This is a genomic window from Pseudomonas sp. B21-036, assembly GCF_024748925.1.
In the GTDB taxonomy this organism is placed as follows: Bacteria; Pseudomonadota; Gammaproteobacteria; order Pseudomonadales; family Pseudomonadaceae; genus Aquipseudomonas; species Aquipseudomonas palmensis.
Map to the genome: position 1 here is coordinate 370,433 of NZ_CP087178.1, position 24,344 is coordinate 394,776.

General features: G+C 65.9%; 26 protein-coding genes. 3 read left to right on the forward strand and 23 right to left on the reverse strand.

Annotated features, from left to right (window positions below; translation table 11 throughout):
* Positions 1–134: 134 nt before the first annotated feature.
* The 11 genes from LOY33_RS01705 to ubiE all read right to left on the reverse strand — a co-directional run bounded on the left by LOY33_RS01705 (position 135) and on the right by ubiE (position 10,280).
* The gene (locus LOY33_RS01705; RefSeq protein WP_258660901.1) at positions 135–2,051 is read right to left on the reverse strand and encodes a methyl-accepting chemotaxis protein; all 1,917 of its coding nucleotides are present in this window, start codon (positions 2,049–2,051) and stop codon (positions 135–137) included.
* Between the two features lie 176 nt (positions 2,052–2,227).
* Positions 2,228–4,144 carry a methyl-accepting chemotaxis protein gene (locus LOY33_RS01710; protein WP_253086492.1) on the reverse strand — a complete coding sequence of 639 codons (1,917 nt, stop codon included), beginning with the start codon at positions 4,142–4,144 and terminating at the stop codon, positions 2,228–2,230.
* Positions 4,145–4,283: 139 nt separating this feature from the next.
* Positions 4,284–4,991 (reverse strand): 16S rRNA (uracil(1498)-N(3))-methyltransferase, encoded by a 708-nt coding sequence (locus LOY33_RS01715; protein ID WP_043862166.1) that lies wholly within the window; start codon positions 4,989–4,991, stop codon positions 4,284–4,286.
* Positions 4,988–5,773: a twin-arginine translocase subunit TatC gene (gene tatC, locus LOY33_RS01720; protein ID WP_258660915.1), complete on the reverse strand. Its 786-nt coding sequence runs from the start codon at positions 5,771–5,773 to the stop codon at positions 4,988–4,990. Before tatC ends, LOY33_RS01715 begins: the two co-directional genes overlap by 4 nt.
* Positions 5,770–6,186 carry a Sec-independent protein translocase protein TatB gene (gene tatB / locus LOY33_RS01725; RefSeq protein WP_043862164.1) on the reverse strand — a complete coding sequence of 139 codons (417 nt, stop codon included), beginning with the start codon at positions 6,184–6,186 and terminating at the stop codon, positions 5,770–5,772. The genes tatC and tatB overlap by 4 nt, the downstream gene beginning before the upstream one ends.
* A 4-nt stretch (positions 6,187–6,190) precedes the next feature.
* Positions 6,191–6,460 carry a twin-arginine translocase TatA/TatE family subunit gene (locus tag LOY33_RS01730; protein ID WP_043862163.1) on the reverse strand — a complete coding sequence of 90 codons (270 nt, stop codon included), beginning with the start codon at positions 6,458–6,460 and terminating at the stop codon, positions 6,191–6,193.
* Between the two features lie 23 nt (positions 6,461–6,483).
* On the reverse strand, positions 6,484–6,819 hold the full coding sequence (locus tag LOY33_RS01735) for a phosphoribosyl-ATP diphosphatase (RefSeq protein WP_043862162.1): 336 nt from the start codon (positions 6,817–6,819) through the stop codon (positions 6,484–6,486).
* 1 nt (position 6,820) lies between these two features.
* Positions 6,821–7,213, reverse strand: a complete 393-nt coding sequence (hisI, locus tag LOY33_RS01740) for a phosphoribosyl-AMP cyclohydrolase (protein ID WP_043862161.1) — start codon at positions 7,211–7,213, stop codon at positions 6,821–6,823.
* A 72-nt stretch (positions 7,214–7,285) separates the two neighbouring features.
* The gene (gene ubiB / locus LOY33_RS01745; RefSeq protein ID WP_043862160.1) at positions 7,286–8,890 is read right to left on the reverse strand and encodes a ubiquinone biosynthesis regulatory protein kinase UbiB; all 1,605 of its coding nucleotides are present in this window, start codon (positions 8,888–8,890) and stop codon (positions 7,286–7,288) included.
* Complete coding sequence (locus tag LOY33_RS01750) at positions 8,887–9,510, reverse strand: SCP2 domain-containing protein (protein WP_043862159.1); 624 nt, start codon at positions 9,508–9,510, stop codon at positions 8,887–8,889. The genes ubiB and LOY33_RS01750 overlap by 4 nt, the downstream gene beginning before the upstream one ends.
* Positions 9,510–10,280, reverse strand: a complete 771-nt coding sequence (gene ubiE / locus LOY33_RS01755; protein ID WP_043862158.1) for a bifunctional demethylmenaquinone methyltransferase/2-methoxy-6-polyprenyl-1,4-benzoquinol methylase UbiE — start codon at positions 10,278–10,280, stop codon at positions 9,510–9,512. The genes LOY33_RS01750 and ubiE overlap by 1 nt, the downstream gene beginning before the upstream one ends.
* Positions 10,281–10,405: 125 nt before the next feature.
* On the opposite strand from ubiE, the gene LOY33_RS01760 reads away from it, so the two are divergent.
* The 3 genes from LOY33_RS01760 to LOY33_RS01770 all read left to right on the forward strand — a co-directional run bounded on the left by LOY33_RS01760 (position 10,406) and on the right by LOY33_RS01770 (position 12,099).
* On the forward strand, positions 10,406–10,681 hold the full coding sequence (locus LOY33_RS01760) for a polyhydroxyalkanoic acid system family protein (RefSeq protein ID WP_043862157.1): 276 nt from the start codon (positions 10,406–10,408) through the stop codon (positions 10,679–10,681).
* A gap of 199 nt (positions 10,682–10,880) precedes the next feature.
* Positions 10,881–11,303: a phasin family protein gene (locus LOY33_RS01765; RefSeq protein ID WP_043862156.1), complete on the forward strand. Its 423-nt coding sequence runs from the start codon at positions 10,881–10,883 to the stop codon at positions 11,301–11,303.
* Positions 11,304–11,313: 10 nt separating this feature from the next.
* Positions 11,314–12,099, forward strand: coding sequence for a phasin family protein (locus LOY33_RS01770; protein WP_258660921.1), 786 nt, complete (start codon positions 11,314–11,316; stop codon positions 12,097–12,099).
* A gap of 147 nt (positions 12,100–12,246) precedes the next feature.
* Here the strand turns inward: LOY33_RS01770 and LOY33_RS01775 are convergent, their stop codons facing one another.
* The 12 genes from LOY33_RS01775 to LOY33_RS01830 form a co-directional block, all read right to left on the reverse strand.
* Complete coding sequence (locus tag LOY33_RS01775) at positions 12,247–12,861, reverse strand: TetR/AcrR family transcriptional regulator (protein WP_043862154.1); 615 nt, start codon at positions 12,859–12,861, stop codon at positions 12,247–12,249.
* A gap of 13 nt (positions 12,862–12,874) precedes the next feature.
* Positions 12,875–14,557 (reverse strand): class II poly(R)-hydroxyalkanoic acid synthase, encoded by a 1,683-nt coding sequence (gene phaC, locus LOY33_RS01780; RefSeq protein WP_078479839.1) that lies wholly within the window; start codon positions 14,555–14,557, stop codon positions 12,875–12,877.
* Between the two features lie 118 nt (positions 14,558–14,675).
* Complete coding sequence (gene phaZ, locus LOY33_RS01785) at positions 14,676–15,527, reverse strand: poly(3-hydroxyalkanoate) depolymerase (RefSeq protein WP_043862152.1); 852 nt, start codon at positions 15,525–15,527, stop codon at positions 14,676–14,678.
* 57 nt (positions 15,528–15,584) lie between these two features.
* A complete protein-coding gene (gene phaC, locus LOY33_RS01790) occupies positions 15,585–17,264 on the reverse strand; it encodes a class II poly(R)-hydroxyalkanoic acid synthase (RefSeq protein ID WP_043862151.1) in 1,680 nt (559 codons plus the stop codon).
* Between the two features lie 350 nt (positions 17,265–17,614).
* Positions 17,615–17,992: a gamma-butyrobetaine hydroxylase-like domain-containing protein gene (locus tag LOY33_RS01795; RefSeq protein ID WP_043862150.1), complete on the reverse strand. Its 378-nt coding sequence runs from the start codon at positions 17,990–17,992 to the stop codon at positions 17,615–17,617.
* A 101-nt stretch (positions 17,993–18,093) separates the two neighbouring features.
* On the reverse strand, positions 18,094–19,431 hold the full coding sequence (hslU, locus tag LOY33_RS01800) for an ATP-dependent protease ATPase subunit HslU (protein ID WP_054915767.1): 1,338 nt from the start codon (positions 19,429–19,431) through the stop codon (positions 18,094–18,096).
* 77 nt (positions 19,432–19,508) lie between these two features.
* Positions 19,509–20,039 (reverse strand): ATP-dependent protease subunit HslV, encoded by a 531-nt coding sequence (hslV, locus tag LOY33_RS01805; RefSeq protein WP_028945572.1) that lies wholly within the window; start codon positions 20,037–20,039, stop codon positions 19,509–19,511.
* Between the two features lie 144 nt (positions 20,040–20,183).
* The gene (locus tag LOY33_RS01810) at positions 20,184–21,455 is read right to left on the reverse strand and encodes a dihydroorotase (RefSeq protein ID WP_258660930.1); all 1,272 of its coding nucleotides are present in this window, start codon (positions 21,453–21,455) and stop codon (positions 20,184–20,186) included.
* Complete coding sequence (locus tag LOY33_RS01815; RefSeq protein WP_043862147.1) at positions 21,452–22,456, reverse strand: aspartate carbamoyltransferase catalytic subunit; 1,005 nt, start codon at positions 22,454–22,456, stop codon at positions 21,452–21,454. The genes LOY33_RS01810 and LOY33_RS01815 overlap by 4 nt, the downstream gene beginning before the upstream one ends.
* 12 nt (positions 22,457–22,468) lie before the next feature.
* Positions 22,469–22,987 (reverse strand): bifunctional pyr operon transcriptional regulator/uracil phosphoribosyltransferase PyrR, encoded by a 519-nt coding sequence (pyrR, locus tag LOY33_RS01820; protein WP_054915766.1) that lies wholly within the window; start codon positions 22,985–22,987, stop codon positions 22,469–22,471.
* A gap of 59 nt (positions 22,988–23,046) precedes the next feature.
* Entirely contained in the window at positions 23,047–23,481 is a 435-nt protein-coding gene (gene ruvX / locus LOY33_RS01825; protein WP_043862145.1) for a Holliday junction resolvase RuvX, read from the reverse strand.
* The gene (locus LOY33_RS01830; RefSeq protein ID WP_043862144.1) at positions 23,481–24,050 is read right to left on the reverse strand and encodes a YqgE/AlgH family protein; all 570 of its coding nucleotides are present in this window, start codon (positions 24,048–24,050) and stop codon (positions 23,481–23,483) included. Before LOY33_RS01830 ends, ruvX begins: the two co-directional genes overlap by 1 nt.
* Positions 24,051–24,344 lie beyond the last annotated feature (294 nt).

Consider the following 24,344-nt stretch of genomic DNA (forward strand, 5'->3'; position numbering starts at 1 on the left):
TTCTCCAGTGAAATGAGGGATGTAGCGCCTGGATAGGGTCGGGCGCAGCTACCTGTGCTCATCGGCCACTGGAGGCCAAGCTGGACCTGCAAATGCTGTAGGAAAATTCCCATCTTGCAGGCGGAAAATTCCACCTAGAGCTGAAAGCGCCCGACCAGCGCCTGCAATTGAACCCCCAGGCGTGCCAGCTCGATGCTGGAGGCCGCGGTCTCTTCGCTGGCGGCGCTGGTCTGGTCGGACACGTCGCGTACGTTGATCACGCTGCGGTTGATTTCCTCGGCCACTGCACTTTGCTGTTCGGCCGCGGCCGCAATCTGCTGGTTCATCGCCTGGATCGACGACACCGTGGTGCTGATGGTGGCCAGCGAGGTGCCGGCGCGCCGGGTCAGCTCGACGCTGCTCAGGGTCAGCTCGCGGCTGTTGTCCAGAATCCCGGCGACCTCGGAGGTGCCGCGGTGCAGGCCGGCGATCAGGCCTTCGATCTCTTCGGTGGATTGCTGGGTGCGTCGGGCCAGGCCGCGTACCTCGTCGGCGACCACGGCGAAGCCGCGCCCGGCCTCGCCGGCGCGGGCGGCCTCGATGGCCGCGTTGAGCGCCAGCAGGTTGGTCTGCTGGGCTACCGACTTGATCACGTCGAGCACGCTGCCGATCTTGTCGCTTTCGGCCTTGAGCTGGGCCATGGCTTCGCCGGAGTGGTCGACCGCCGCCGCCAGGCGCTCGATCTCGTCGATGGCCTCGCTGACCACCCGATCGCCTTCGCCGGCCTGCTGGTCGGCCAGGGTGGCGGCCTCGCTGGCCTGCTCGGCATTGCGCGCCACATCCTGCACGGTAGCGGCCATTTCATGCATGGCAGTGGCCACCTGGTCGGTTTCGACCTTCTGCGTGCTGACCCCGCTGCTGGTCTGCTCGGTCACGGCCGAGAGCTGCTCGGCGGCGCTGGCGATCTGGGTCACGCCCTCGCCGATGCCACCGACCAGCTCGCGCAGGCTCACGGTCATGCGCTGCATCGCACGCTGCAGCTCGCCCAGCTCGTCGCGTCGCTCGGCCACCAGGGTCTGGCTCAGGTCGCCGCCGGCCACCCGTTCGACCAGGCGCAGGGTCTGCTGCAGGGGCGTGGTGATCTGGCGGGTGATCACCCACGCGGCCGCGATGCCCAGCAGCAGCGCAATGGCGATCGCCAGGCCCAGGTTGTAGCGTGCCTGCAGGGCCTGTTGGTCGACCAGCTCGGTCTGCGACTGGGTCAGCTCGTCGCTCACCGCCAGCAGGCTGTCGCCCAGCTGTGCCAGGTGCTGCAGGGCCGAGTCGCTGGCGCTGCGCGCCGCGCTGAAGTCGAGCACGGCGGCGCGGTAGTCGGCCAGTGCCCCCGCGGCGGCACGCAAGGTGTCGCGATAGGTGCTCGGTAGCCTGTCGGGCAGTGCGTCAAGCTGGCTGGCCGCCTGGTCGATGGCGGCCAGTGCCGGTGCCTCGAATTCGGCGCGGCCGCTGTAGGTGTAGCCGCGCAGGTGAAAGCGGGCCTGCTGGATCTGCTGGTCCACCGTCACCAGGCTGGCGTAGGCGCTGAAGTCGGCACGCTCGCGCAGGGCCTGCCCGACTGGCGCCAGCAGCGCCACCGCACGTTCGGCGCTGCTGCCCAGGGCGTCGCGTGCCTGCTGGCGCGCCTGCACCGTGGTCTGCAGCTCGGCGAAGGTGCGCCGGTACTGGTCGAGGGTGTTTTCCTGGCGTTGTACCCGGGCAAGGTTGGCGGGCACGTTGAGGCGCCGCTGCAGGTAGGCCAGGCGCTTGGCCACGTCGTCCAGCTCCTTGTCCATCTGCTGGCCGACGGCAGGCTCAAGGTTGCGCTCGTAGACCAGCCGCTGGTTGCGCACATCCTGGATCTCCTTGTTCACCGCCCCGATGTCGGTGAGCTTGTCGCTACGGTCGGCAAGGTCTTCCAGGGTGGTCCAGCCGATCAGGGCGATACCCAGCGTCAGCAACAGAACCAGGGCAAAGCCCAGGGCCAGTTTCAGTTGAATGCTCAGGTTGCCCAGCATCCGATTCATCGTCACAAGCATGGTGGCTCTCCAGGTACGAGGTTCAGACGCACCCGTGGGTGCGCCAATGCGAACGCATCGGCTGGAGCGCCAAGGTCTGGACCTGCAAACGCTGTAGGACTTTTCGCTATTTGCTCGACGGCCACAGGGGGCCGGACACCGGCAGCGATCAACGCCGCTGCCGGCAGGGCGGGGGGTTACAGGCTGAAGCGGGCGACCAGGGTCTGCAGGTGGGTGCCCAGGCGCGCCAGCTCGACGCTGGAGGCGGCGGTCTCTTCGCTGGCGGCGCTGGTCTGGTCGGACACATCGCGCACCGTCATCACGCTGCGGTTGATCTCTTCGGCCACTGCGCTCTGCTGCTCGGCAGCGGCGGCGATCTGCTGGTTCATGGCCTGGATCGAGGACACGGTGCGGGTAATGGTTTCCAGCGAGGTGCCGGCGCGGCGGGTCAGCTCGACGCTGCTGCCGGTCAGGCTGCGGCTGTTGTCCATCACCGTGGCGACCTGCTGGGTGCCGTTCTGCAGGCCGGCGATCAGCTCCTCGATCTCTTCGGTCGATTGCTGTGTGCGCTGGGCCAGGCTGCGCACTTCATCGGCAACCACCGCGAAACCGCGCCCGGCCTCACCGGCACGAGCGGCCTCGATGGCGGCGTTGAGGGCCAGCAGGTTGGTCTGCTGGGCCACCGACTTGATCACGTCGAGCACGCTGCCGATCTTGGCGCTTTCGGCCTTGAGCTGACCCATGGCTTCGCTGGAGTGTTCCACCTCGGCGGCCAGGCGCTCGATCTGGTCGATGGCCTCGCCCACCACGCGGTCGCCTTCGCGGGCCTGCTGGTCGGCCATCTGCGCCGCCTCCGAGGCCTCTTCGGCGTTGCGCGCCACTTCCTGCACGGTGGCGGCCATCTCGTTCATGGCCGTGGCCACCTGGTCGGTCTCGACCTTTTGATTGTTGACCCCGGCGCTGGTCTGCTCGGTGACGGCCGAGAGCTGCTCGGCGGCGCTGGCGATCTGGGTGACACCATCGCCGATACCGCCGATCAGCTGGCGCAGGTTCACGGTCATGCGCTGCATGCTGTGCTGCAACTGGCCGAGTTCGTCGCTGCGCTCCACGCGCAGGTCGTGGCGCAGGTCGCCGCTGGCGATGCGGTCCACGGCGCCGAGGGTGTGGCGCAGGGGCACGACGATCTGGCGGGTGATGGCCCACGAGGCGAGGATGCCGAAGAACAGCGCCAGCGCCGTGGCCAGGGCCAGCATCGACTGGGCGTGCTGCGATTCGTCGTCGCGCAGCTGGGTGAGGCTGCGGCTCATCTGCTGGCTCAGGTCGATCAGCAGCGTGCCCTGTTCGGCCATGTGCTGCAGGGCCGCGTCATTGGCGGCCTGGGACTGGCTGAACTGCTCCACCGCGTTGCGGTAGGTGGCCAGCGCCTGGGTGGCGGCGGCCAGGGCATCGGCATGCTCGGCCGGCACCTTGGCCGGCAGGCTGCGGATGACGCTCAGGGCCTGGTCGATGGCCTGCAGGGCGGTCTGCTGCAGTTCGGCCTGCCCGCTGAAGATGTAGCCACGCACGTGGAAGCGGGCCTGCAGCATCAGCGCCTTGGCCTGCACGGCGCTGTTGAAGGTCTGGATATCGCCGCCTTGCAGCAGCCCGCGCTCTACTTGATCCAGCGATGCGGCGGTCTTTTCCGCGCTGCTGCTCATGGTCGCACGGCTGGCCTCGCGGGCCTGGGCCGCCTGCTTGAGGTCGGCGAAGGCGCGCTGGTACTGGGTAACCGCCTCGTTCTGGCGTTGCAGGCGGTCGCCGTTTTCGCTGGGCGGTATGTGCTGTTCCACGTTCTTGAGCTGGCGATCCAGCTCTACCAGGGCGTTCTCTACCGCGTCGGCGCTGGCGGCATCGCGTTTGTGCTCATAGGTCTGGCGGGCGATGCGCAGGTCCTGGGTGATCTGGTGAATCCGGGAAATCTCGCCCAGGGTGTCGCCGCGCTGGGTGACACCGTTGAGCCCCTGCCAACCGGTGAGTGCGATCAGCAGGGTCAGCAGCAACACGGTGCCGAAGCCGATGCCGAGTTTGAGCGTGACGCTAAAATTGCCCAGATGGTGGGCGAACCAACGGTACATGGGGTGACTCCATTGCGGTCAGGCGGGGGCGGATGCGTGGTCTGTGGCCAATGCATCGGCCTGGGGTCACAAAACTGAAGGTGTGTATGAAAGGCGTCGCCGGCAAGGCCGGCTCCTACGCACAGCAGCGGACGCGGTGCTAGAACAACCGCGCCAGCAGGGCGGTGACCGCCGTCTCCACGCGCAGGATGCGCTCGCCCAGCTGTACCGGGTTCAGCCCGGCCTTGCCCAGCAGCTCGACCTCATACGGGATCCAGCCACCTTCCGGGCCGATCGCCAGGGTCACTGGCTCGGTCAATGCGCGCGGGCAGGGCGGGTGGTTGCCAGGGTGGCCGACCAGGCCCAGGGTACCCTCGGCAATCGCTGGCAGGCGATCTTCGACGAAGGGCTTGAAGCGCTTCTCGATCACCACCTCGGGCAGCACGGTGTCGCGCGCCTGCTCCAGGCCCAGCACCAGTTGCTCGCGTATCGCCGCAGGCTCCAGGAAGGGGGTTTGCCAGAAGCTCTTCTCGACCCGGTAGCTGTTGACCAGGATGAGCTTGCCCACGCCCATGGTGGCCACGGTCTGGAACACCCGGCGCAGCATCTTCGGGCGCGGCAGGGCCAGCACCAGGGTCAGCGGCAGCTTGGCCGGCGGCGGCTGGGTGAACTCGACCGACAGTTCGGCTTCATGGCCCTCCAGGCGCAGCACCACGGCCTGCCCCATCAGCCCCCCCAGGCGCCCCACGCGCAGGGTGTCGCCCACCGCCACGCGGTGGATCTCCTGCATGTGGGTAAAGCGCCGGTCGCCCAGCACCACACGGTCGGCCGCGACGAAGTCGGCCTCCTCGAGCAGCAGCAGGTTCACGGCTGGGTGGCTGGCGGCTGGTCGTCAGGCTCGTCGGCCTGCACCGGGGCACTGCGCTTGCGGATCAGCCCGCCGAACAGCACGCCGACTTCGAACAGCAACCACATCGGCACGGCCAGCAGGGTCTGCGAGAAGATGTCCGGCGGGGTCAGCACCATGCCGACCACGAAGCAGCCGATGATGACGTAGGGGCGGATCTTCTTCAGGTACTTCACGTCGACCACGCCGATCCACACCAGCAGGATCACCGCCACCGGGATCTCGAAGGCCACGCCGAAGGCGAAGAACAGGGTCATGACGAAGTCGAGGTAGCTGGCGATGTCGGTCATCATCGACACGCCTTCGGGCGTGGCGCTGGCGAAGAAACCGAAGATCAGCGGGAATACCAGGAAGTACGCGAAGGCCATGCCGGCATAGAACAGGAAGATGCTCGACACCAGCAACGGCACTGCGATGCGTTTTTCATGGCGGTACAGGCCGGGGGCGATGAACCCCCAGATCTGGTGCAGGATCATCGGGATCGCCAGGAACAGCGAGACGATCATGGTCAGCTTGAATGGCGTGAGGAACGGCGAGGCCACGTCGGTGGCGATCATCGTGGCGTTGGCCGGCAGGTGGGCGCGCAACGGTGCCGAAACCAGGGTGTAGATCTGCTGGGCGAAGGCGAACAGGCCGGCGAAGATCACGAAGATGACCGCGACGCAGCGCAACAGGCGCGTGCGCAGCTCGGTAAGGTGCGAGACCAGCGGCATCGGCTGGTCGTTTTCCGGGATTTCGCTCATGGGGCTCGCGGCGGCTGTGTCGGTTCGGTGGGCGGTGCTGCTTCGACGGCAGGTGCAGGTGCAGGTGTCGGTGCAGTCACAGGTTCTGGTGCAGGCGCCGGCGCAGCCTCGGTGGCGGTGGCGGCTGGCTCCGCGCCGGGGGTGTGCGCCGGATCGGGCTGAACCGATTGCGGGTTGAGGATGCGCCGGGCTTCCTGCTCCATGGAGAGGATGTGCTCGTTGTGCAGCTGGCGCCGGATATCGTCGGCACCGATCTCGCGCTCCACCTCGTTCTTGATCGCGTTGAAGCTGCGTTTCAGTCGGCCGATCCACAGCCCGGCGGTACGTGCAGCGCCCGGCAGGCGCTCGGGGCCGAGCACCAGCAGGGCCACCAGGCCGACAAGCAACAACTCACTGAAGCTGATCCCGAACATGTGTTCACTCTTTCCTGGTCGGCTCTTCGACCTTGTGCGCCTGGCCATCGAAGGTCTGCGGCTGGTTCAGCGGTGCAGCGGCGGGCGGCGGGGTCGGCTGGGCAGGCTGTACGGTGGGCTGCTCCGGCTTGTCTTCCTCTTCGTTCATGGCCTTCTTGAAGCCCTTGATCGATTCGCCCAGGTCGCTGCCCAGGTTTTTCAGTTTCTTGGTACCGAACACCAGTACAACCACCACCAGCAGGACGATCCAGTGTTTCCAGTCAAAAATACCCATGGTGCAATCCTCGATTGAATTCGTTAGGCCGACGGCTGGCGGGCGGCCTTCTCGTCGTGCCCGGACAGGCCGAAGCGGCGGTCCAGTTCGTCCAGCACGGCCTGCGGGTGCTGGCCCAGGGCGGCGAGCATGACCATGCTATGGAACCACAGGTCGGCGGTCTCGTAGATGACATCGCTGCATTCGCCACTGACGGCGGCGTCCTTGGCGGCGATGATGGTCTCGACCGATTCCTCGCCGACCTTTTCCAGGATCTTGTTCAGGCCCTTGTGGTACAGGCTGGCCACGTACGAGGTGTCGGGGGCCGCGCCCTTGCGCGATTCGAGCACTTCGGCCAGGCGGATCAGGGTGTCGCTCATGTCAGTGTCCTGCGCTGTAGATGGCATGCGGGTCTTTGAGTACCGGGTCGACGGTCTTCCACGCGCCGTTCTCGTACACGCGGTAGAAGCAGCTTTCACGGCCGGTATGGCAGGCGATGTGGCCCAGTTGCTCGACCATCAGGATGATCACGTCGGCGTCGCAGTCCAGGCGCATTTCATGCAGCTTCTGCACGTGGCCGGACTCTTCGCCCTTGCGCCACAGTTTGCCACGCGAACGCGACCAGTAGATGGCACGCTGCTCGGCGGCAGTCAGGCTCAGGGCCTCGCGGTTCATCCAGGCCATCATCAGCACGCGCCCGGTCTTGTGGTCCTGGGCGATCGCCGGTACCAGGCCATCGCTGTTCCAGTTGATCTCGTCCAGCCAGTCTTTCATGTTCGACTCCAAAATAGGCCACGGTCCCGCACCGATGCCACCTGCTAGTGTGCCAGCCACGCAGCAGGCTGGCTATCGGCGCACGATCAGGTAAAGGCCCCCGGCCAGCATCAGCCAGGCCGGCCAGGCTGCCGGGGCGCTTAGGCTCACGGCGCCTGCGGCGAGGGTTGCGCCGCCCGCCAGCAGGCCGGCACCGAGCAGGCGCAGGGCCCAGCGATCGCGCTGCTGCCAGGGTGGCGGCGGGTCGTTCAGGTGCGGTTGCGACATGCGTTCGAGCAGGTCGCGGGTCATGCCGGCCAGGTGCGGCAGTTGCTCGACCTGGCTGTGCAGGTTCTGCAGCACGTTTTTCGGGCTGACCCGCTCGCGCATCCAGCGCTCCAGAAACGGCTGGGCGGTGCTCCACAGGTCCAGGTCAGGGTATAGCTGGCGGCCCAGGCCCTCGATGTTGAGCAGGGTCTTCTGCAGCAGCACCAGTTGCGGCTGCACTTCCATGTTGAAGCGCCGCGCGGTCTGGAACAGGCGCATCAGCACCTGGCCGAAGGAAATATCCTTTAACGGTTTTTCGAAGATCGGCTCGCACACGGTGCGGATCGCCGCCTCGAATTCGTTGAGCTTGGTCTGCGCCGGTACCCAGCCCGAGTCGATGTGCAACTGGGCCACGCGACGGTAGTCACGCTTGAAGAAGGCGAACAGGTTGCGTGCCAGGTAGTCCTGGTCCTCGGGGGTGAGGCTGCCCACGATGCCGCAGTCGATCGCGATGTACTGCGGGCTCCACGGCTTGACGGTGCTGACGAAGATGTTGCCCGGGTGCATGTCGGCGTGGAAGAAGCTGTCGCGAAACACCTGGGTGAAGAAGATCTCGACGCCGCGCTCGGCCAGCAGCTTCATGTCGGTGCGCTGGTCGGCCAGGGTGGCAAGGTCAGTGACCTGCACGCCATAGATGCGCTCCATCACCAGCACCTTGGGCCGGCACAGGTCCCAGTACACCTGGGGCACGTACATCATCTCCGAGCCTTCGAAGTTGCGTCGCAGCTGGCTGGCGTTGGCCGCCTCGCGCAGCAGGTCGAGCTCGTCGTAGATGGTCTTCTCGTAATCGTTGACCACCTCGACCGGGTGCAGCAGGCGGGCATCGGCCGACACCCGCTCGGCGCCGCGGGCGATCAGGAACAGCCAGGCCAGGTCCTGCGCGATGATCGGCTTGAGGCCTGGGCGCACCACCTTGACCACCACCTCCTCGCCGCTCTTGAGGCGCGCCGCGTGCACCTGGGCCACCGAGGCCGAGGCCAGCGGTTCGACGTCGAAGCGGCTGAAGATCTCGCCCACCTTGGCGCCGAGCTGCGATTCGATCAGCGCCACGGCCTTTTGCGGGTCGAAGGGCGGCACGCGGTCCTGCAACAGCATCAGCTCGTCGGCGATGTCGGCGGGCAGCAGGTCACGGCGGGTGGAGAGCAACTGGCCGAACTTGATGAAGATCGGGCCCAGGTCCTGCAGCGCCAGGCGCAGGCGCGCGCCACGGCTCAGGGGCGACGGCTTGCGCGGCAGCCAGCGCCAGGGCATGGCGAAACGCAGGGTCATCAGCCACCAGGGCAGGGGCAGGTCGAACAGCAGGTCATCGAGACGGTAGCGGATCACGACGCGCTGGATGCGCAACAGACGGCGGACGGCAAGCAGCTTCATGCGTTATCGCTGGATTCAAGGGATCGGGCAAGGCGCGCAATGCGTGCCTCGAGGCGTTCTACATCGATTTTCAGGGCATCGAGCTCGGCGAAGCGCGCTTCGGCTTCGCGCTGGCCGACCAGGGTGCGGGCCTCTTCGGCCAGGTATTCGCCAAGGTTCTGGTTGAGGCTGGCCAGGCCCTGGCGGGTCCAGCGCGCGCGGCTGCGCAGGTGGCCGCCGATCAGCTGGGTGGCGACCGGGCCGAGCCAGCGCGAGAGTTCGTACTCCCAGTCCAGCTCCAGGTCCTGCAGCACGCCGACCAGGTCGAGCAGCACCGCGCTGTCGCCTTCGAGTTCCACCTGCGGGCTGTGCAGCACCGCCGGCTTGTCCTGGCTCAGGGCCAGTTGCAGCAGGCTGCTGGCCGGCGCACGCAGGGTGCAGTCGGCCTCGGTTTCCCAGTGGCTGGCGAGCATCAGGCCTTCATCGCCGGGCAGGATGTACAGCTGCAGCGCCGGCTGGCGGCAGTCGATGGCAATGATCTTGCCCTCGAGCGCAGCCAGGCGCGGCAGCGCAGTGCTGTCCATGCGCAACACACGGTTGAGACCGTGTTCGACGCTGGCGAGCAGCCCGGCCAGCAACATCAGGGCTTGATACCGCGGTGCAGGGCCACGATACCGCTGGTCATGTTGTGGTAGGTGACACGGTCGAAACCGGCGTCGACCATCATGGCCTTGAGGGTTTCCTGGTCGGGGTGCATGCGGATCGATTCGGCGAGGTAGCGGTAGCTGTCCGCGTCGTTGGTGATCAGCTTGCCGGCCAGCGGCATGAAGGCGAACGAGTAGGCATCGTAGACCTTGGACATCAGCTTGTTGGTCGGCTTGGAGAACTCCAGCACCAGCAGGCGGCCGCCCGGCTTGAGCACGCGCAGCATCGAGCGGATCGCGTCGTCCTTGTGGGTCACGTTGCGCAGGCCGAAGGCAATGGTCACGCAGTCGAAATGGTTGTCGGGGAAGGGCAGCTTCTCGGCGTCGGCCTGGACGAACTCGATGTTGCCGGCCACGCCCTTGTCGAGCAGGCGGTCACGACCGACCTTGAGCATCGAGGCGTTGATGTCGGCCAGTACCACCTGGCCGGTGGGGCCGACCAGCTGCGAGAACTTGCGCGCCAGGTCGCCGGTGCCGCCGGCGATGTCGAGCACGCGGTTGCCAGGGCGCACGCCCGACAGCTCGATGGTGAAGCGCTTCCACAGGCGGTGCATGCCGCCGGAGAGCACATCGTTCATCAGGTCGTACTTGGCGGCCACCGAGTGAAAGACTTCGGCGACTTTCTCGGCCTTCTGGCTTTCGGGGACATCCTTGTAGCCGAAGTGGGTGGTGGGTTCGGCGTGTTCGCCTTTGCGCTGGTCGTTCATATCGCTTCACCGGAAAAAATTACTGGCCATTCTAGGGCGTGCGGCTGCATTTGTCTTGGCGGGGTGTGTCGCAGGCGGAGGCAGGGGCATAATGGGAGTATGCCCTTCTAGCCAGGATTGATTGAATGACCCAGATCAGCGTCGAACGCAAACACAGCCTGGGGCGCGCAGCGGCCCGGGAAAAGGCCGAAGCCCTGGTGGACAAGCTGACCCGCGAGTACGACCTCAAGGCGCAGTGGAACGGTGACCGGGTAGAGGTCAGGCGCAGCGGTGCCAATGGCAGCATCGATATCGGCGACGACAGCATCCGGGTGGAGTTGAAGCTGGGGATGATGCTGTCGATGATGGGCGGCACGATCAAGGCCGAGATCGAGCGGGCCCTGGACAAGGCCCTGGCCTGAAACCGCTGTAGCGGGTCAAGCGGCTTCCGCAGGTTCACTGCAGGCCCTGTGCGCGCGGGCTTGACCCGCGACAGGGGCCTTCACTGCACAGCAAATCCTGCCCTTAGGGTGAGGATTCTAATTTTTCCCCCTACCTTTGTGCCCAAGCCCAACTTTCACGGGCGTAACTCCATTTCCGTTCAAGCGTGAGGTGCAGAGCATGGCCAAAGTGACCCTGAAGAAAATCGACGACGCCCCGGGCAAGGCCCTGGGCGAGGTGCGCGGCTACGCGCGCAAGATCTGGCTGGCAGGCCTGGGGGCCTACACCCGGGTCGGGCAGGAGGGCGCCGAGTACCTCAAGGAGCTGGTCAAGGCCGGCGAAACCGTGGAGAAAAAAGGCAAGAAACGCCTCGACCACGAACTCGATGCCGCCAACAGCGAGATCCAGTCCGCCAGGCAGGAACTGGGCAGCGTGAAGGGCAAGGTCGAAGTTCAGCTGGATAAAATCGAAAAGGCTTTCGACACACGGGTCGCCAGCGCCTTGAATCGCATCGGCATTCCGTCTAAACATGACGTGGAGGCACTTTCTGCCAAGCTCGAAGAGCTGACGCTGTTGCTCGATCGTGTCGCACGCAAACAATAAGGAGAGCGGGATGGCTGGCAAAAAGACAACTGAGAAAGAGAGCAGCTCCTGGGTCGGGGGGATCGAAAAGTATTCCCGCAAGATCTGGCTGGCTGGTTTGGGTATCTACTCCAAGATCGATCAGGACGGCAGCAAGCTTTTCGAAACCCTGGTCAAGGACGGTGAGAAAGCTGAAAAGCAGGCCAAGGGCAGCGTCAACTCGGCCAAGGCCAGTGCCAAGTCTGCGACCTCGCGCGTAGGCGACGTGAAAGACCGCGCACTGGGCAAGTGGAGCGAACTCGAAGAGGCTTTCGACAAGCGCCTGAACAGTGCCATCTCGCGCCTGGGCGTGCCCAGCCGCAATGAGGTCAAGGCACTGCACCAGCAGGTCGACACCCTGACCAAGCAGATCGAGAAACTGACCGGTGCCTCGGTCAAGTCGGTCTCGGCCAAGGCGCCGGCCAAGCCACTGGCCAAGGCAGCACCTAAAGCGGCGGCCAAGCCTGCGGCCAAAACTGCGGCGGCCAAACCGGCAGCGGCCAAGCCAGCAGCCAAGCCGGCCGCGGCGAAAACCGCAGCCGCCAAGCCTGCAGCGAAAGCGGCGGCCAAACCTGCCGCAAAACCTGCCGCCAAGCCGGCAGCAGCGAAAAAGCCAGCGGTGAAGAAAGCCCCGGCCAAGCCTGCTGCAGCCAAGCCCGCAGCGGCCAAACCGGTAGCGCCAAGTGCCAGTGCGGCACCGGCGCCAAGCCCGGCGGCCACTGCGGCGCCAGCCGCGTCGGCAGCACCAGCACCTTCGAGCCCGGCCAGCCAGGCCTGACTCGAGGTAGCTGTACAGAAAACGCCCGGCCTGTGTGCCGGGCGTTTTTATGTGGGGTGCCTGTGCTGGCCTCATCGCGGGTCAAGCCCGCTCCCACAGGGATCACTGCCTTCCTTGCAGGCGCGGGCTTGTTCCGCGATGGGACCCTCAGCCCTCCAGGTACCTCAGGGCCAGTTGCTCCGCCGCCAGGCGTGACTCCACCTCCAGGTGCGGCGCCACCAGCATCATCACCTGGTACACCACGATCCCGACCTCGCCCTCGCGCGCCAGAATCCGCTGGTAGTCCAGCGAGAACAGCAAGGTCATGCTGATCTGCTCCACCAGTTGCCCCAGTGCGCGGGTATCGCTGGTCACCTGCCCATGCGCCTTGAGGCTCGCCAGCAATGCCGCCAGCGTGCGCTTGAGCGCATTGAGCAGGGTGCGCATGCCCCGCGCCAGCTTGGGCAGGCGCCCGGTAAGGTTGGACAGGTCCTGGAACAGAAAGCGGTACTGCGCCATGCGCTCCACGATCAGGTGCAGGAACAGCCAGTAGTCCTCGGCATCCAGGCGCACCTCCAGGGGCGGGTCGAGCAGGGGCGTCAGCTCCTCCTCGAAACGCTCGAACAGGCCCAGCACCAGCGGCTCCTTGCCGTGGAAGTGGTAGTACAGGTTGCCCGGGCTGATGCCCATCTCGTTGGCGATTTCCAGCGTCGAGACATTCGGCTCGCCCTGACGATTGAACAGGTGCAGGGCGCACTCCAGGATACGGTCGCGGGTCTTCATCCGTTCTTCTTGCTCAGCGCACCAGCACGTAGGTGCCGGGTGCGGGGTCCATGGGAGGGTAATTGGCGCTGCCCAGCGACAGGCGGGTTTCGCGCTGCGCACCGGAGCGCGCCTGTATCCAGTCGAGCCACTGCGGCCACCAGCTGCCCTCGACCTTCTGCGCATCGTGGTACCAGGCCCGCGGGTCGCTGCTCAGCCTGGGGTTCTCGACAAAATGCGCCTTGGGGTGGCCCGGCGGGTTGAGGATGCTCTGCACATGCCCGCTGTTGGCCAGCACGAAGCGCCGTTCGCCGCCCAGCAGCAGGGCCGAGCGGTACACCGCGTCCCACGGGGTGATGTGGTCGTTGCTGCCGGCCACGTGGAAGCTGTCCACCGTGACCTTGTGCAGGTCGATCGGCGTGCCGCACACCTCGAGGCCGTCGGCGTGCGTCAGCGGGTTGAATTTGAAGAAGTCCAGCAGATCGCCGTGCAGCGCGGCCGGCAGGCGGCTGTTGTCGTTGTTCCAGTACAGGATGTCGAATGCCGGGGGCGCCTTGCCCAGCAGGTAGTTGTTGACGAAGTAGTTCCAGATCAGGTCGTTGGGTCGCATCCAGGCGAACACCCGTGCCATCTCGCGGCCCTCCAGCACGCCCTGCTGGTAGGAGCGGCGCTTGGCCGCCTCCAGGGTCTGCTCGTCGGCGAACAGGCTGGCGGGGCTGTCGAACTGGCTGTCGAGCAGGCTGACCAGGTAAGTGGCGCTGTGCACCCGGCGCATCTGGCGCTTGGCCTGCAGGTGGCCCTGCAGGGCCGCGATGGTCAACCCGCCGGCACAGGCGCCAAGCAGGTTGACGTCGCGGCTGCCGGTGATCGAGCGGCACACGTTCATGGCTTCCTCGACCGCCGCCACGTAGCTCGACAGGCCCCATTCGCGATGCCGGGCGTCGGGGTTGCGCCAGCTGATCATGAAGGTCTGCAGGCCGTTCTTGAGGGCGTACTGCACAAAGCTGTTGGTCGGGCTGAGGTCGAAGATGTAGAACTTGTTGATCTGCGGCGGCACCACCAGCAGGGGCCGGGCGTACTGTTTTTCACTCATCGGGCGGTACTGGATCAGCTCCAGCAGCTCGTTGCGAAACACCACCGCGCCGGCGGTGCTGGCCAGGTTCCTGCCCACCTCGAAGGCGTCCGGGTTGACCTGGCGTGGCAGGCCGTCGTTGTGGCGCAGGTCGTCGAGCAGGTGGTTCAAGCCGCGCACCAGGCTCAGCCCGCCGGAGTTCAGCAGCTCCTTGACCGCCGCCGGGTTGAGCAGGGTGTTGCTGGGCGACATTGCATCGTTGAGCAGCGAGAACACGAAGTGCGCGCGGGCGCGGTCATCGTCGTCCAGCTGGCTCTCGTCGATCCACTGGCAGGTCTGCTGCTGCCAGGCCAGGTAGGCCTGCAGGCCGCGTCGGTACAGCGGGTTGAGCTGCCAGGCCGGGTCGTTGAAGCGGGTGTCGCGTGGCGAGGGCTGGTAGGGAGTATCGCCCAGCATCACGCGCCCCAGCTGGCCACCCAGCGCCAGCAGGTGGCGCGCCGTGTGCAGCGGGTGGCGCAGGCCGTGGCGCCCCAGCTGGTGCACCGTCGACAGCAGGTCGCGACCGCGCAGGCCACTGATGGCGCTGCGCACGTTGAGATAGGCAGCGGGGGTCGGTACCCCGGGCTTCGCGGGCTTGTCTTTCATCCAGGCAACACTCCGTCGTCAGGCCATCAACCAATGTTTCAATGCAAGAGCGACACCAACCCGAACTGGCGCTGACATGCCCCGGCGCTCCTGCCGGGGGTGCAAGCGATAGAGGTGCTCAAGCGCTCGGGGCGGGCCGTGGATGCATGACGGCGCGTTGGCGCTCCTGCTGCAGGAATTTCATGATGATCGGGGCAACGGCTTCGGCCCGGGTGATCAGGAACAAGTGACCGTCGTCGATTATGTGTAGCTGGGCATTGGGAATTCGCCAGGCCAGCAGGCGCATATTGATCAGCGGGATCAGCGGGTCGTCGTCGCCGGCCAGCACCAGGGTCGGCTGCTGGATCTTGTGCAGCCAGTGGATGCTGGTCCAGCCCATGCCGGCGAACAGCTGCCAGTAATAGCCCAGCTTGCCCGAGGAACGCACCTTGGCCGCATGCGACGCGGCCAGGTTCGGGTCGCGGCGAAAGGCCCCGCCGTAGATTTCCGGGGCGATGCGGATCACATGGGACGGCTGTATGTAGCGCCTGGGGCTGGCCATCAGCCACAGCACCCGCGGCTTGCCCGGCACCATCACCGCACCGGCGGCGGTGGCCGCCAGCACCAGCTTCTTGCAGCGCTCGGGGTAATCGTGGGCGAACTGCTGGGCCAGCGCTCCGCCCCACGACACGCCGATGGCATTGACCTGCCCGTAGTCGAGGTAGTCGAGCATGCGCGCCGTCAGCTTGGCCAGCCCGGGGAAGCGGTAGGGCCGGCGCGGTGTCGACGAACCGCCCACGCCGGGTACGTCGAAGGCGATCACCTCAAGGTCCGGGTCCAGCGCATCGATGAACGGGAACACCAGCTCCAGGTTGGCGCCGATACCGTTGAAGATCAGCAGCGGCGTGAGGTGCGGCTTGCCGGGGCGAACGGCCGTGCGGATGGACTGGCCATCGAGCTCGACGGTTCTGAAGAGGTACGGTTGCGGCATGCGCGAGCCCTGTCGTGAGTAGCAGCGCCGCCTTGCCTGCGGCGGCGCCGGGTGTTTTCAGCGTTCGTGGACGTAGGTGCCGGGCGACGCTTCGGCGCTCGGGTAGGCCTTGTTGCCCAGCTTGGCGGGTGCCGGCTTGAGTGCGCCGGAGCGCTCGGCCAGCCATGCCTGCCAGTACAGCCACCAGGAATCGGTGTGCTTGGTGGAGTTCTCCTGCCAGTCGTCGGCCTGGGCCGGCATCTCGCTGCTGGTCATGTAGCGCGACTTGGGGTTGCCCGGCGGGTTGAGGATGCTCTGGATATGCCCGCTGTTGGACAGCAGGAACTCGACCTTGCCGCCGAACAGCTGCGCCGACTTGTAGCAGGACTTCCATGGGGTGATGTGATCGTTGGTGCCGGCCACGCTGAAGATGTCGGTGGTGACCTGGCTCAGGTCGATCGGCGTGCCGCACACTTCCAGTGCACCGGGGCGCACCAGCGGGTTGTTCTTGAACATTTCGATCAGGTCGCCGTGGAAGGCGGCGGGCAGGCGCGTGGTGTCGTTGTTCCAGAACAGGATGTCGAACACCGGCGGCTCGTTGCCGAGCAGGTAGTTGTTGACCCAGTAGTTCCAGATCAGGTCGTTGGGGCGCATCCAGGCGAACACCTTGGCCATGTCGCGGCCTTCGAGCACACCGGCCTGGTAGGAATGGCGCTTGGCCGATTCCAGGGTCTGCTCGTCGACGAACAGCGCCACCTGGGTATCGAGGGTGGTGTCGAGCACGCTCACCAGCAGGGTCAGGGCATTGACCTTCTTCTCGCCCAGTGCCGCGTAGTGGCCCACCAGCGCGGTGCAGGTGATGCCGCCGGAGCAGGCACCGAGCATGTTCAGGTCCTTGCTGCCGGTGATTGCCAGCACCACGTCGACGGCCTCCTTGAGCGCATCGATGTAGGTCGACAGGCCCCACTCGCGCTGGGACTTGTTGGGGTTGCGCCAGCTCACGATGAAGGTCTGCACCGTGGAGCGCAGGCAGAAGCGCGCCAGGCTCTTTTCCGGGCTGAGGTCGAAGACGTAGAACTTGTTGATCTGCGGCGGTACCACCAGCAGCGGCTTTTCGTGCACCTGCTCGGTGATCGGGCGGTACTGGATCAGCTCCAGCACGTCGTTGCGAAACACCACGGCGCCCTCGGTGGTGGCCAGGTTCTTGCCCACCTCGAAGGCGTCCATGTTGACCTGGCTGGGCATGCCGCCGTTGTGCACCATGTCCTTGGCCAGGTGCGACAGGCCGTCGAGCAGGCTCTTGCCACCGGTTTCGAAGAACCGCTTGACCGCTGCCGGGTTGGCCGCGCTGTTGGTGGGGGCCATGGCCTCGGTCATCAGGTTGATGACGAAGTGCGCGCGGCTGATGTCCTGCTCCGACAGGTTGCTGTTGCCGATCCAGTCGTGCAGTTCCTTGCGCCAGGCCAGGTAGGTCTGCAGGTAGCGGCGGTACAGCGGGTTCTGGCTCCAGGCCGGGTCGCTGAAGCGGCGGTCGTCGCCCTCCGGCTGCAGGCCGGACTTGCCGAAGATCACGTCCTTGAGCTGCAGGCCGAAATGCGCGACGTGCTTGGCACTGTGCAGCGGTTGCTTGATGGCCTGACGCAGCACCATCCGGGCCGAAGACAGCAAATCCTTTCGGCGCAGGCCAATGATGGGGCTCAGGCCCAGGGTGTTTTCAGAGGCTTGGCGCTGCAGGTCATCGTTGTTCTTGTTACTCATCTACGACGCTCCGTTGTCCTGAGACGAGTACCGGCTGGGCTGTGGGCGTTGCACAGACGAATGCCCGGTACTACTGCTCGGGTGACCAGTGATAACGAACTGCGGTCCTGCGACCGGATGCGCGACGGTGATGAGCCCTGCGGGTTTATGCGTGTGAAGACAACCTGCTTTCGCTCGCGACCTCGGCATACCGGCCAGACCCTGCATCAACCCGCCCATGCAGGGTACTTGCCATATCCATTGGTTACCCGACTTTCATGGAATGCGCAAGCCGGCCAATCGCTGGCCGGCGCACGGGCATTCAAGCAAATAGAATTAGAAAATGCGCTCTAAAACGCCGGAGTGCCGGGCTAGAGCATCAGCTTGACGATCGACTCGGAAGGGTCGCGGGATTTGCCGGCCTTGGCCAGCTCGTCGAGGTACTCGGCCCACAGCTGGTCCTGGCGCAGGCACAGCTGTTCGAGGTATTCCCAGGTGAACAGGCCGCTGTCGTGGCCGTCGTCGAAGGTGAGCTTGAGCGCGTACTGCCCGGCGGGCTCGAGCTGGCTCAGGCCGACGCCGAGCTTGCCAAATTGTAAGATCGGATTGCCGTGGCCCTGGACCTCGGCGGAAGGGGAGTGCACGCGCAGAAATTCGGCGGGCAGGTGATACACCTCGTCGGGCCCGTAGGTCAGGCTCAGGGTCTTGGAGGCTTTGTGCAGATTGATGGCGGTAGGCAGACGGGGCATGGCTATAAGGCTCTTGGGCTTCAAGCTGCAAGCTACAAGCTGCAGGAGAAGGCGTCCAGCACCTCCGGCCTGCAGCTCGCCGCTTGGCGCTTGCCGCTGAGCTACAGAATGTAGCGCGACAGATCTTCGTTCTGTGCCAATTCGCCCAGGTGGCTGTTGACGTACTCGGCGTCGATGCGGATCGGCGCTTCGCTGTGGGCGCTGGCCAGGTCGCCGGCGCTGAACGACACCTCTTCGAGCAGGCGCTCGAGCAGGGTGTGCAGGCGACGGGCACCGATGTTCTCGGTCTTCTCGTTGACCTGCCAGGCGATCTCGGCCAGGCGCTTGATGCCGTCGGCAGCGAACTCGATGTTCAGCCCCTCGGTCTTGAGCAGCTCGCGGTACTGCTCGGTGAGCGAGGCATGCGGTTCGCTGAGGATGCGCTCGAAGTCTTCCGGGCTCAGGGCCTTGAGTTCGACACGGATCGGCAGACGACCCTGCAGCTCGGGCACCAGGTCGCTCGGCTTGCTCAGGTGGAACGCACCGGAGGCGATGAACAGGATGTGGTCGGTCTTGACCATGCCCAGCTTGGTATTGACCGTGCAACCTTCGATCAGCGGCAGCAGGTCGCGTTGCACGCCTTCACGGGACACATCGGCGCCACCGACGTTGCCGCGCTTGGCCACCTTGTCGATCTCGTCGATGAACACGATACCGTGCTGCTCGACCGCCTCGAGGGCCTTGGCCTTGAGTTCTTCCTCGTTGACCAGGCGCCCGGCTTCCTCGTCGCGCACCAGCTTGAGCGCTTCCTTGACCTTGAGCTTGCGGCTCTTCTTCTTGCCCTTGCCCATGTTGGCGAACAGGTTCTGCAGCTGGTTGGTCATCTCTTCCATGCCTGGCGGCGCGGAAATGTCGACGCCGACCGCTTCGGCCACCTCGATCTCGATTTCCTTGTCGTCCAGCTGGCCTTCACGCAGGCGCTTGCGGAACAGCTGGCGGGTGTTGGAATCGCTGCTGTTGACCGGGTCTTCGTTGAAGCCGGTGCGGGCCGGTGGCAGCAGCGCATCGAGGATGCGCTCTTCGGCGGCGTCTTCGGCACGGTGGCGCACGCGCACGATCTCCTGCTCGCGCAGCAGCTTGATCGCGGCGTCGGCCAGGTCGCGGATGATCGACTCGACGTCACGGCCCACATAGCCCACTTCAGTGAACTTGGTGGCTTCGACCTTGATGAACGGCGCGTTGGCCAGCTTGGCCAGGCGACGGGCGATTTCGGTCTTGCCCACGCCGGTGGGGCCGATCATCAGGATGTTCTTGGGGGTGACTTCCACGCGCAGCTCTTCGGGCAGCTGCATGCGGCGCCAGCGGTTGCGCAGGGCGATGGCGACGGCGCGCTTGGCATCGTCCTGGCCGATGATGTGGCGGTTGAGTTCGTGGACGATTTCGCGGGGGGTCATGGACATAATGGTCGATGGTCCTGTGGGCAAGTGTTCAGCGTGGAAAAGCCCGACCGTCGGGGTCGGGCGCCAGAACAGCTGAATTACTCGGCCAGGTCCTGCTCCTCGATGGTCAGGTTGTGGTTGGTGAACACGCAGATGTCGCCGGCGATGTTCAGTGCGGTCTCGGCGATTTCGCGAGCCGACAGGTCGGTTTTCTGCAGCAGGGCGCGGGCGGCGGCCTGGGCGTAGGCGCCGCCGGAACCCATGGCGATCAGGCCGTCTTCGGGTTCGACGACGTCACCGTTGCCGGTGATGATCAAGGAGGCGTCCTTGTTGGCCACGGCCAGCATGGCTTCCAGACGGCTCAGCGAGCGGTCGGTACGCCATTCCTTGGCCAGCTCGACGGCGGCGCGAATGAGGTGGCCCTGGTGTTTTTCGAGCTGGCCTTCGAAGCGCTCGAACAGGGTGAAGGCGTCGGCGGTGGCACCGGCGAAGCCGGCGATGACCTGGCCGTGGTACAGGCGACGAACCTTCTTGGCGTTGCCTTTCATCACGGTATTGCCGAGGGAAACCTGGCCGTCGCCGCCCATGACGACTTTGCCGTGGCGACGAACTGAAACGATGGTGGTCAAGGGAGAGTCTCCACGCAGCGAGGCGAAAATGCCTGATGCAGACTCATATGGGGGTGGGGGGAAAGATTTCAACCTTTGCGGCCCCTTCGCCGGCAAGGCCGGCTCCTACCGGTAGGAGCCGGCCTTGCCGGCGAAGGGTTTGACTCAGGCTTCGTGGCTGATGTGCCCGTCAACCAGGGTGTAACGCACCGCACCCGGCAGGCAGTGCCCGATGAACGGGCAGTTTTCGCCCTTGGAGCGCCATTGTTCGCCAGCCACGGTCGAGGCCTGCGGGTCGAACAGCACCAGGTCTGCCGCCGCACCCACCTGCAACTGCCCGGCCGGCAGGCGCAGGGCCGCCGCAGGGCCTGCAGACAAACGCTGCAACAAGGTCGCCAGGTCGAGCAGGCCGTCCTCGACCAGTGTCATCGCCAGCGGCAGCAGCAACTCGACGCTGCTGATGCCCGGTTCGGTGGCACCGAACGGCGCCAGCTTGGCGTCGCGCTCATGCGGCTGGTGATGGCTGGAAATCGCCTGGATCACGCCCCGCTTGACCGCATCACGCAGGCCGTCGCGGTCGGCGCGGGTGCGCAGCGGCGGTTGCACGTGGTACAGGCTGGAGAAGTCGCGCAGCGCCTCGTCGGTGAGGATCAACTGGTACAGCGCCACATCCGCCGTCACCTGCAGGCCGCGGGCCTGGGCCTGTTCGATCAGCTTGGCACCCCGGGCGCTGGTCAGCTGGCTGAAATGCGCACGCACGCCGGTCTGTTCCACCAGCAGCAGGTCGCGGGCCAGGGCCACGGTCTCGGCGGTTTCCGGAATGCCCGGCAGGCCGAGGAAACTGGCCATCGCGCCCTCGTGGGCGAGGCCGCCCTGGGCCAGGTCGCGGTCCTGGGAATGGAAGATCACCGTCAGGTCGAAGGTGGCCGCGTAGTCCAGCGCGCGGGCCAGGGTGCGGGTGTTGGTGAAGCTGTTCAGGCCGTTGCCGAAGGCCACGCAGCCGGCATCGCGCAGGGCGATCAGCTCGGCCAGTTGCTCGCCTTCCAGGCCCTTGCTCAAGGCGCCGATCGGGTACACCTTGCTGTGCCCGGCTTCACGGGCGCGGTCCAGGATCAGCTCGGTGACTGCCGAGGTGTCGAGCACCGGCCGGGTCTGCGGCGGGCAGCACAGGCTGGTCACGCCACCGGCGGCGGCGGCGCGGGTTTCGCTGGCGATGCTGCCCTTGCGGCTGTAGCCGGGCTCGCGCAGGGCAACGCTCAGGTCGACCAGGCCGGGCGCTGCCACCAGGCCGGTGGCGTCCAGGGTACGGGCGGGCTTGAAGCCGGCCGGGGCAGCGCCGATGGCGACGATCTTGCCGGCGTCGATGTGCAGGTCGCCGACCTGGTCCAGGCCGCTGGTTGGGTCGATGACACGGGCGCCGAGGATACTCAGGCTCACTGGGCGTTCTCCTGCTCGAATTGACGTTGCGCGGTCTGCCCGCTCATGGCCATGGACAGCACCGCCATGCGCACGGCGATGCCGTAGGTGACCTGGTTGAGGATCACCGAGTGGGCGCCGTCGGCCACGGCCGACTCGATTTCCACGCCACGGTTGATCGGGCCGGGGTGCATCACGATGGCATCGGGCTTGGCCCCGGCCAGGCGTGCGGTGGTCAGGCCGAACAGGCGGTAGAACTCGCCCTCGCTGGGCAGCAGGCCGCCGGTCATGCGCTCACGCTGCAGGCGCAGCATGATCACCACGTCGACGTCCTTCAGGCCTTGCTCCAGGTCGGTGTAGACCTTCACGCCATACTGTTCGATGCCGATCGGCAGCAGGGTCTTGGGGCCGATCACGCGGATGTCCGGGCAACCCAGGGTTTTCAGCGCGAGCATGTTCGAGCGCGCCACCCGCGAGTGCAGGATGTCGCCGACGATGGCCACCGAGAGGTTCTCGAAGCCGCCCTTGTGGCGACGAATGGTCAGCATGTCGAGCATGCCCTGGGTGGGGTGCGCGTGGCGCCCGTCGCCACCGTTGATGATCGCCACCTCCGGGCACACGTGCTCGGCGATGAAGTGCGCGGCGCCCGAGTCGGCGTGGCGCACTACGAACATGTCGGCGGCCATGGCTTCAAGGTTGCGCAGGGTGTCGAACAGGGTCTCGCCCTTGCTGGTGGAGGAGGTCGACACGTTCAGCGTGATCACGTCGGCCGACAGCCGCTGGGCGGCCAGTTCGAAGGTGGTGCGGGTACGCGTGGAGTTCTCGAAGAACACGTTGCACACGGTCTTGCCGCGCAGCAGCGGGACTTTCTTGACCGCACGCGCGCCGACTTCGAGAAACGAGTCGGCCGTGTCGAGAATTTCGGTCAGCAGTTCGCGGGGCAAACCGTCGAGCGAGAGGAAGTGGCGCAGCTGGCCCTGGTCATTGAGCTGCAGCGGGCGCTTGGCGTCGATTGGCGTCATCGCGGGGGACTCTTAAAGGGCGGAAGCGGAAGCGAGGTCCTGGCGCTCGAGTTCGAGCGGCGCGGGGCCGGACAATTTTACCCGTTCATGGGCTTGCAGCGACAGGGTGGCGCCCACCACGTTTGGCCGGATCGGCAGTTCGCCGGCATCCAGGTCCAGCAGACACACCAGGGTCACGCTGGCCGGGCGGCCATAGTCGAACAGTTCGTTGAGGGCGGCGCGGATGGTGCGCCCGCTCATCAGCACGTCGTCCACCAGTACCAGGTGCTGGCCTTCGATCTCGAACGGCAGCTCGGACGGGCGCACCTGCGGGTGCAGGCCGTTCTGGCTGAAGTCGTCGCGGTAGAACGACACGTCGAGGGTGCCCAGCGGCGAATCGCTGCCCAGCTCGGCCAGCAGCGCCTGGGCCACCCATACGCCGCCGGTGCGGATGCCGATGAAGCGCGGTTCGGCGATGGCGCGGCGTTGCAGGTGGGCGCGAAGGTCAACGGCCATCTGCCGGATCAGTTCGGCGGGGTTGGGTAGGCTCATGCTTGCTCCTCAAGAGGCCGGGGCAGAGAGCTGGCCCGGCGTGTAACCGATGGTCGGGTTCAGGCCTGTTCGGCGTGGGCGTCGAGCCAGCCTTGCAGCAGCAGGGCGGCGGCAATCGCGTCCACCGGGTTGTCGCGGTAGCTGCCACGCTGGCCGCCACGGGCCATGCGTTCGCCCTTGGCCTCGAAGGTGGTCAGGCGCTCGTCGTGGGTGTAGGCCGGCACGTTGAAGCGGCCGTTCAGGCGTCGGGCGAACTTCTCGGCGCGCGCGCTCATTTCGCTGGGCGTGCCGTCCATGTTCAGCGGCAGGCCGACGACTACCGCGTCGGGTTGCCATTCCTTGAACAGTTTTTCCACCTGGGCCCAGTCGGGTGCGCCGTTCTGCGCCTTCAGGGTGCACAGCTCGCGTGCCTGGCCGGTGATCACCTGGCCGACGGCGACGCCGATCTGCTTGGTGCCGTAGTCGAAGCCCAGCAGCAGTTTGAGCGCCGCCATCAGGCGTGCCCCGCCTGGCTGGTGAGCAGGCTGAGGTTGATGCCCAGGCTGGCTGCGGCGGCTTCGAGGCGTTGCTCGCAGGCCATGCCGAAGATGATCTCGGGGTCGAACGGGCAGTTGAGCCAGGCGTTGTCGGCCAGTTCCGCTTCCAGCTGCCCGGCTTCCCAGCCGGCGTAGCCCAGGGTGATCAGGCTCTGCGCCGGGCCCACGCCGTCGGCGATGGCGAACAGCACGTCCTGCGAGGTCGACAGGGCCAGCCCGTCGAGCTGGACGGTGGCCTGGAAGGTCTTGTCGTTGGTGTGCAGCACAAAACCGCGGTCGGTCTGTACCGGGCCGCCGATATGGATAGGCACGTGGATGCAGCGTGCCGGCGGCTCGGTGTCCGGGCGCAGCTGCTCGAGGATATCGGCCAGGTTCAGCTCCTGCGGGCGATTGACCACCAGCCCCATGGCACCGTTGGCATTGTGCTCGACGATGTAGGTCAGGGTGTGGGCAAAGTTCGGGTCGGCCATGTGCGGCATGGCAATCAGGAACTGATGCTTGAGGTAACTCGGGCTGAGGTTTTTCATGGGGGTTAGTGTGGCGGCGAGCGGCCACGCTGACAAGGTGCGTGTCGAGCCTGCGGGCCGATTATGCCTGTTTCTTGGCGGTGCTAATCGGCACGGGCTGCTGTGTGAGGCGCTAGTTAGGTGACCCTGCGGTTGCTGATGTCGCGGCACTGCGCTGCTTTTTGAAGCGGGTACATTTTTTTCGCGGCGACCTACAACTGGTAACTGTGTCAGGTGACAGGTGGTTTGGATCAACTCATAGTCTCACCGTAAACCGAGCATTTGGCTTATCTAAAGGAGAAGTGCAATGATCAC

Excerpts from the sequence above, each read along its gene's own strand:
- ubiE (WP_043862158.1), bottom strand. The coding sequence starts at position 10,280 with ATGAACGACCAGCGCAAAGGCGAACACGCCGAACCCACCACCCACTTC.
- LOY33_RS01710 (WP_253086492.1), bottom strand. The coding sequence starts at position 4,144 with ATGTACCGTTGGTTCGCCCACCATCTGGGCAATTTTAGCGTCACGCTC.
- ubiB (WP_043862160.1), bottom strand. The coding sequence starts at position 8,890 with ATGAAGCTGCTTGCCGTCCGCCGTCTGTTGCGCATCCAGCGCGTCGTG.
- LOY33_RS01775 (WP_043862154.1), bottom strand. The coding sequence starts at position 12,861 with ATGAAGACCCGCGACCGTATCCTGGAGTGCGCCCTGCACCTGTTCAAT.
- phaZ (WP_043862152.1), bottom strand. The coding sequence starts at position 15,527 with ATGCCGCAACCGTACCTCTTCAGAACCGTCGAGCTCGATGGCCAGTCC.
- tatC (WP_258660915.1), bottom strand. The coding sequence starts at position 5,773 with ATGAGCGAAATCCCGGAAAACGACCAGCCGATGCCGCTGGTCTCGCAC.
- LOY33_RS01750 (WP_043862159.1), bottom strand. The coding sequence starts at position 9,510 with ATGTTGCTGGCCGGGCTGCTCGCCAGCGTCGAACACGGTCTCAACCGT.
- hisI (WP_043862161.1), bottom strand. The coding sequence starts at position 7,213 with ATGAAAGACTGGCTGGACGAGATCAACTGGAACAGCGATGGCCTGGTA.
- LOY33_RS01735 (WP_043862162.1), bottom strand. The coding sequence starts at position 6,819 with ATGAGCGACACCCTGATCCGCCTGGCCGAAGTGCTCGAATCGCGCAAG.
- LOY33_RS01815 (WP_043862147.1), bottom strand. The coding sequence starts at position 22,456 with ATGACGCCAATCGACGCCAAGCGCCCGCTGCAGCTCAATGACCAGGGC.
- LOY33_RS01730 (WP_043862163.1), bottom strand. The coding sequence starts at position 6,460 with ATGGGTATTTTTGACTGGAAACACTGGATCGTCCTGCTGGTGGTGGTT.
- ruvX (WP_043862145.1), bottom strand. The coding sequence starts at position 23,481 with ATGGCGGCGCTCAAACTGCTGCTGGGCTTCGACTACGGCACCAAGCAG.
- phaC (WP_078479839.1), bottom strand. The coding sequence starts at position 14,557 with ATGAAAGACAAGCCCGCGAAGCCCGGGGTACCGACCCCCGCTGCCTAT.
- LOY33_RS01770 (WP_258660921.1), top strand. The coding sequence starts at position 11,314 with ATGGCTGGCAAAAAGACAACTGAGAAAGAGAGCAGCTCCTGGGTCGGG.
- tatB (WP_043862164.1), bottom strand. The coding sequence starts at position 6,186 with ATGTTCGGGATCAGCTTCAGTGAGTTGTTGCTTGTCGGCCTGGTGGCC.
- LOY33_RS01795 (WP_043862150.1), bottom strand. The coding sequence starts at position 17,992 with ATGCCCCGTCTGCCTACCGCCATCAATCTGCACAAAGCCTCCAAGACC.
- hslU (WP_054915767.1), bottom strand. The coding sequence starts at position 19,431 with ATGTCCATGACCCCCCGCGAAATCGTCCACGAACTCAACCGCCACATC.
- LOY33_RS01760 (WP_043862157.1), top strand. The coding sequence starts at position 10,406 with ATGACCCAGATCAGCGTCGAACGCAAACACAGCCTGGGGCGCGCAGCG.
- LOY33_RS01705 (WP_258660901.1), bottom strand. The coding sequence starts at position 2,051 with ATGCTTGTGACGATGAATCGGATGCTGGGCAACCTGAGCATTCAACTG.
- LOY33_RS01830 (WP_043862144.1), bottom strand. The coding sequence starts at position 24,050 with ATGAAAAACCTCAGCCCGAGTTACCTCAAGCATCAGTTCCTGATTGCC.
- LOY33_RS01765 (WP_043862156.1), top strand. The coding sequence starts at position 10,881 with ATGGCCAAAGTGACCCTGAAGAAAATCGACGACGCCCCGGGCAAGGCC.
- phaC (WP_043862151.1), bottom strand. The coding sequence starts at position 17,264 with ATGAGTAACAAGAACAACGATGACCTGCAGCGCCAAGCCTCTGAAAAC.
- pyrR (WP_054915766.1), bottom strand. The coding sequence starts at position 22,987 with ATGAGCCTACCCAACCCCGCCGAACTGATCCGGCAGATGGCCGTTGAC.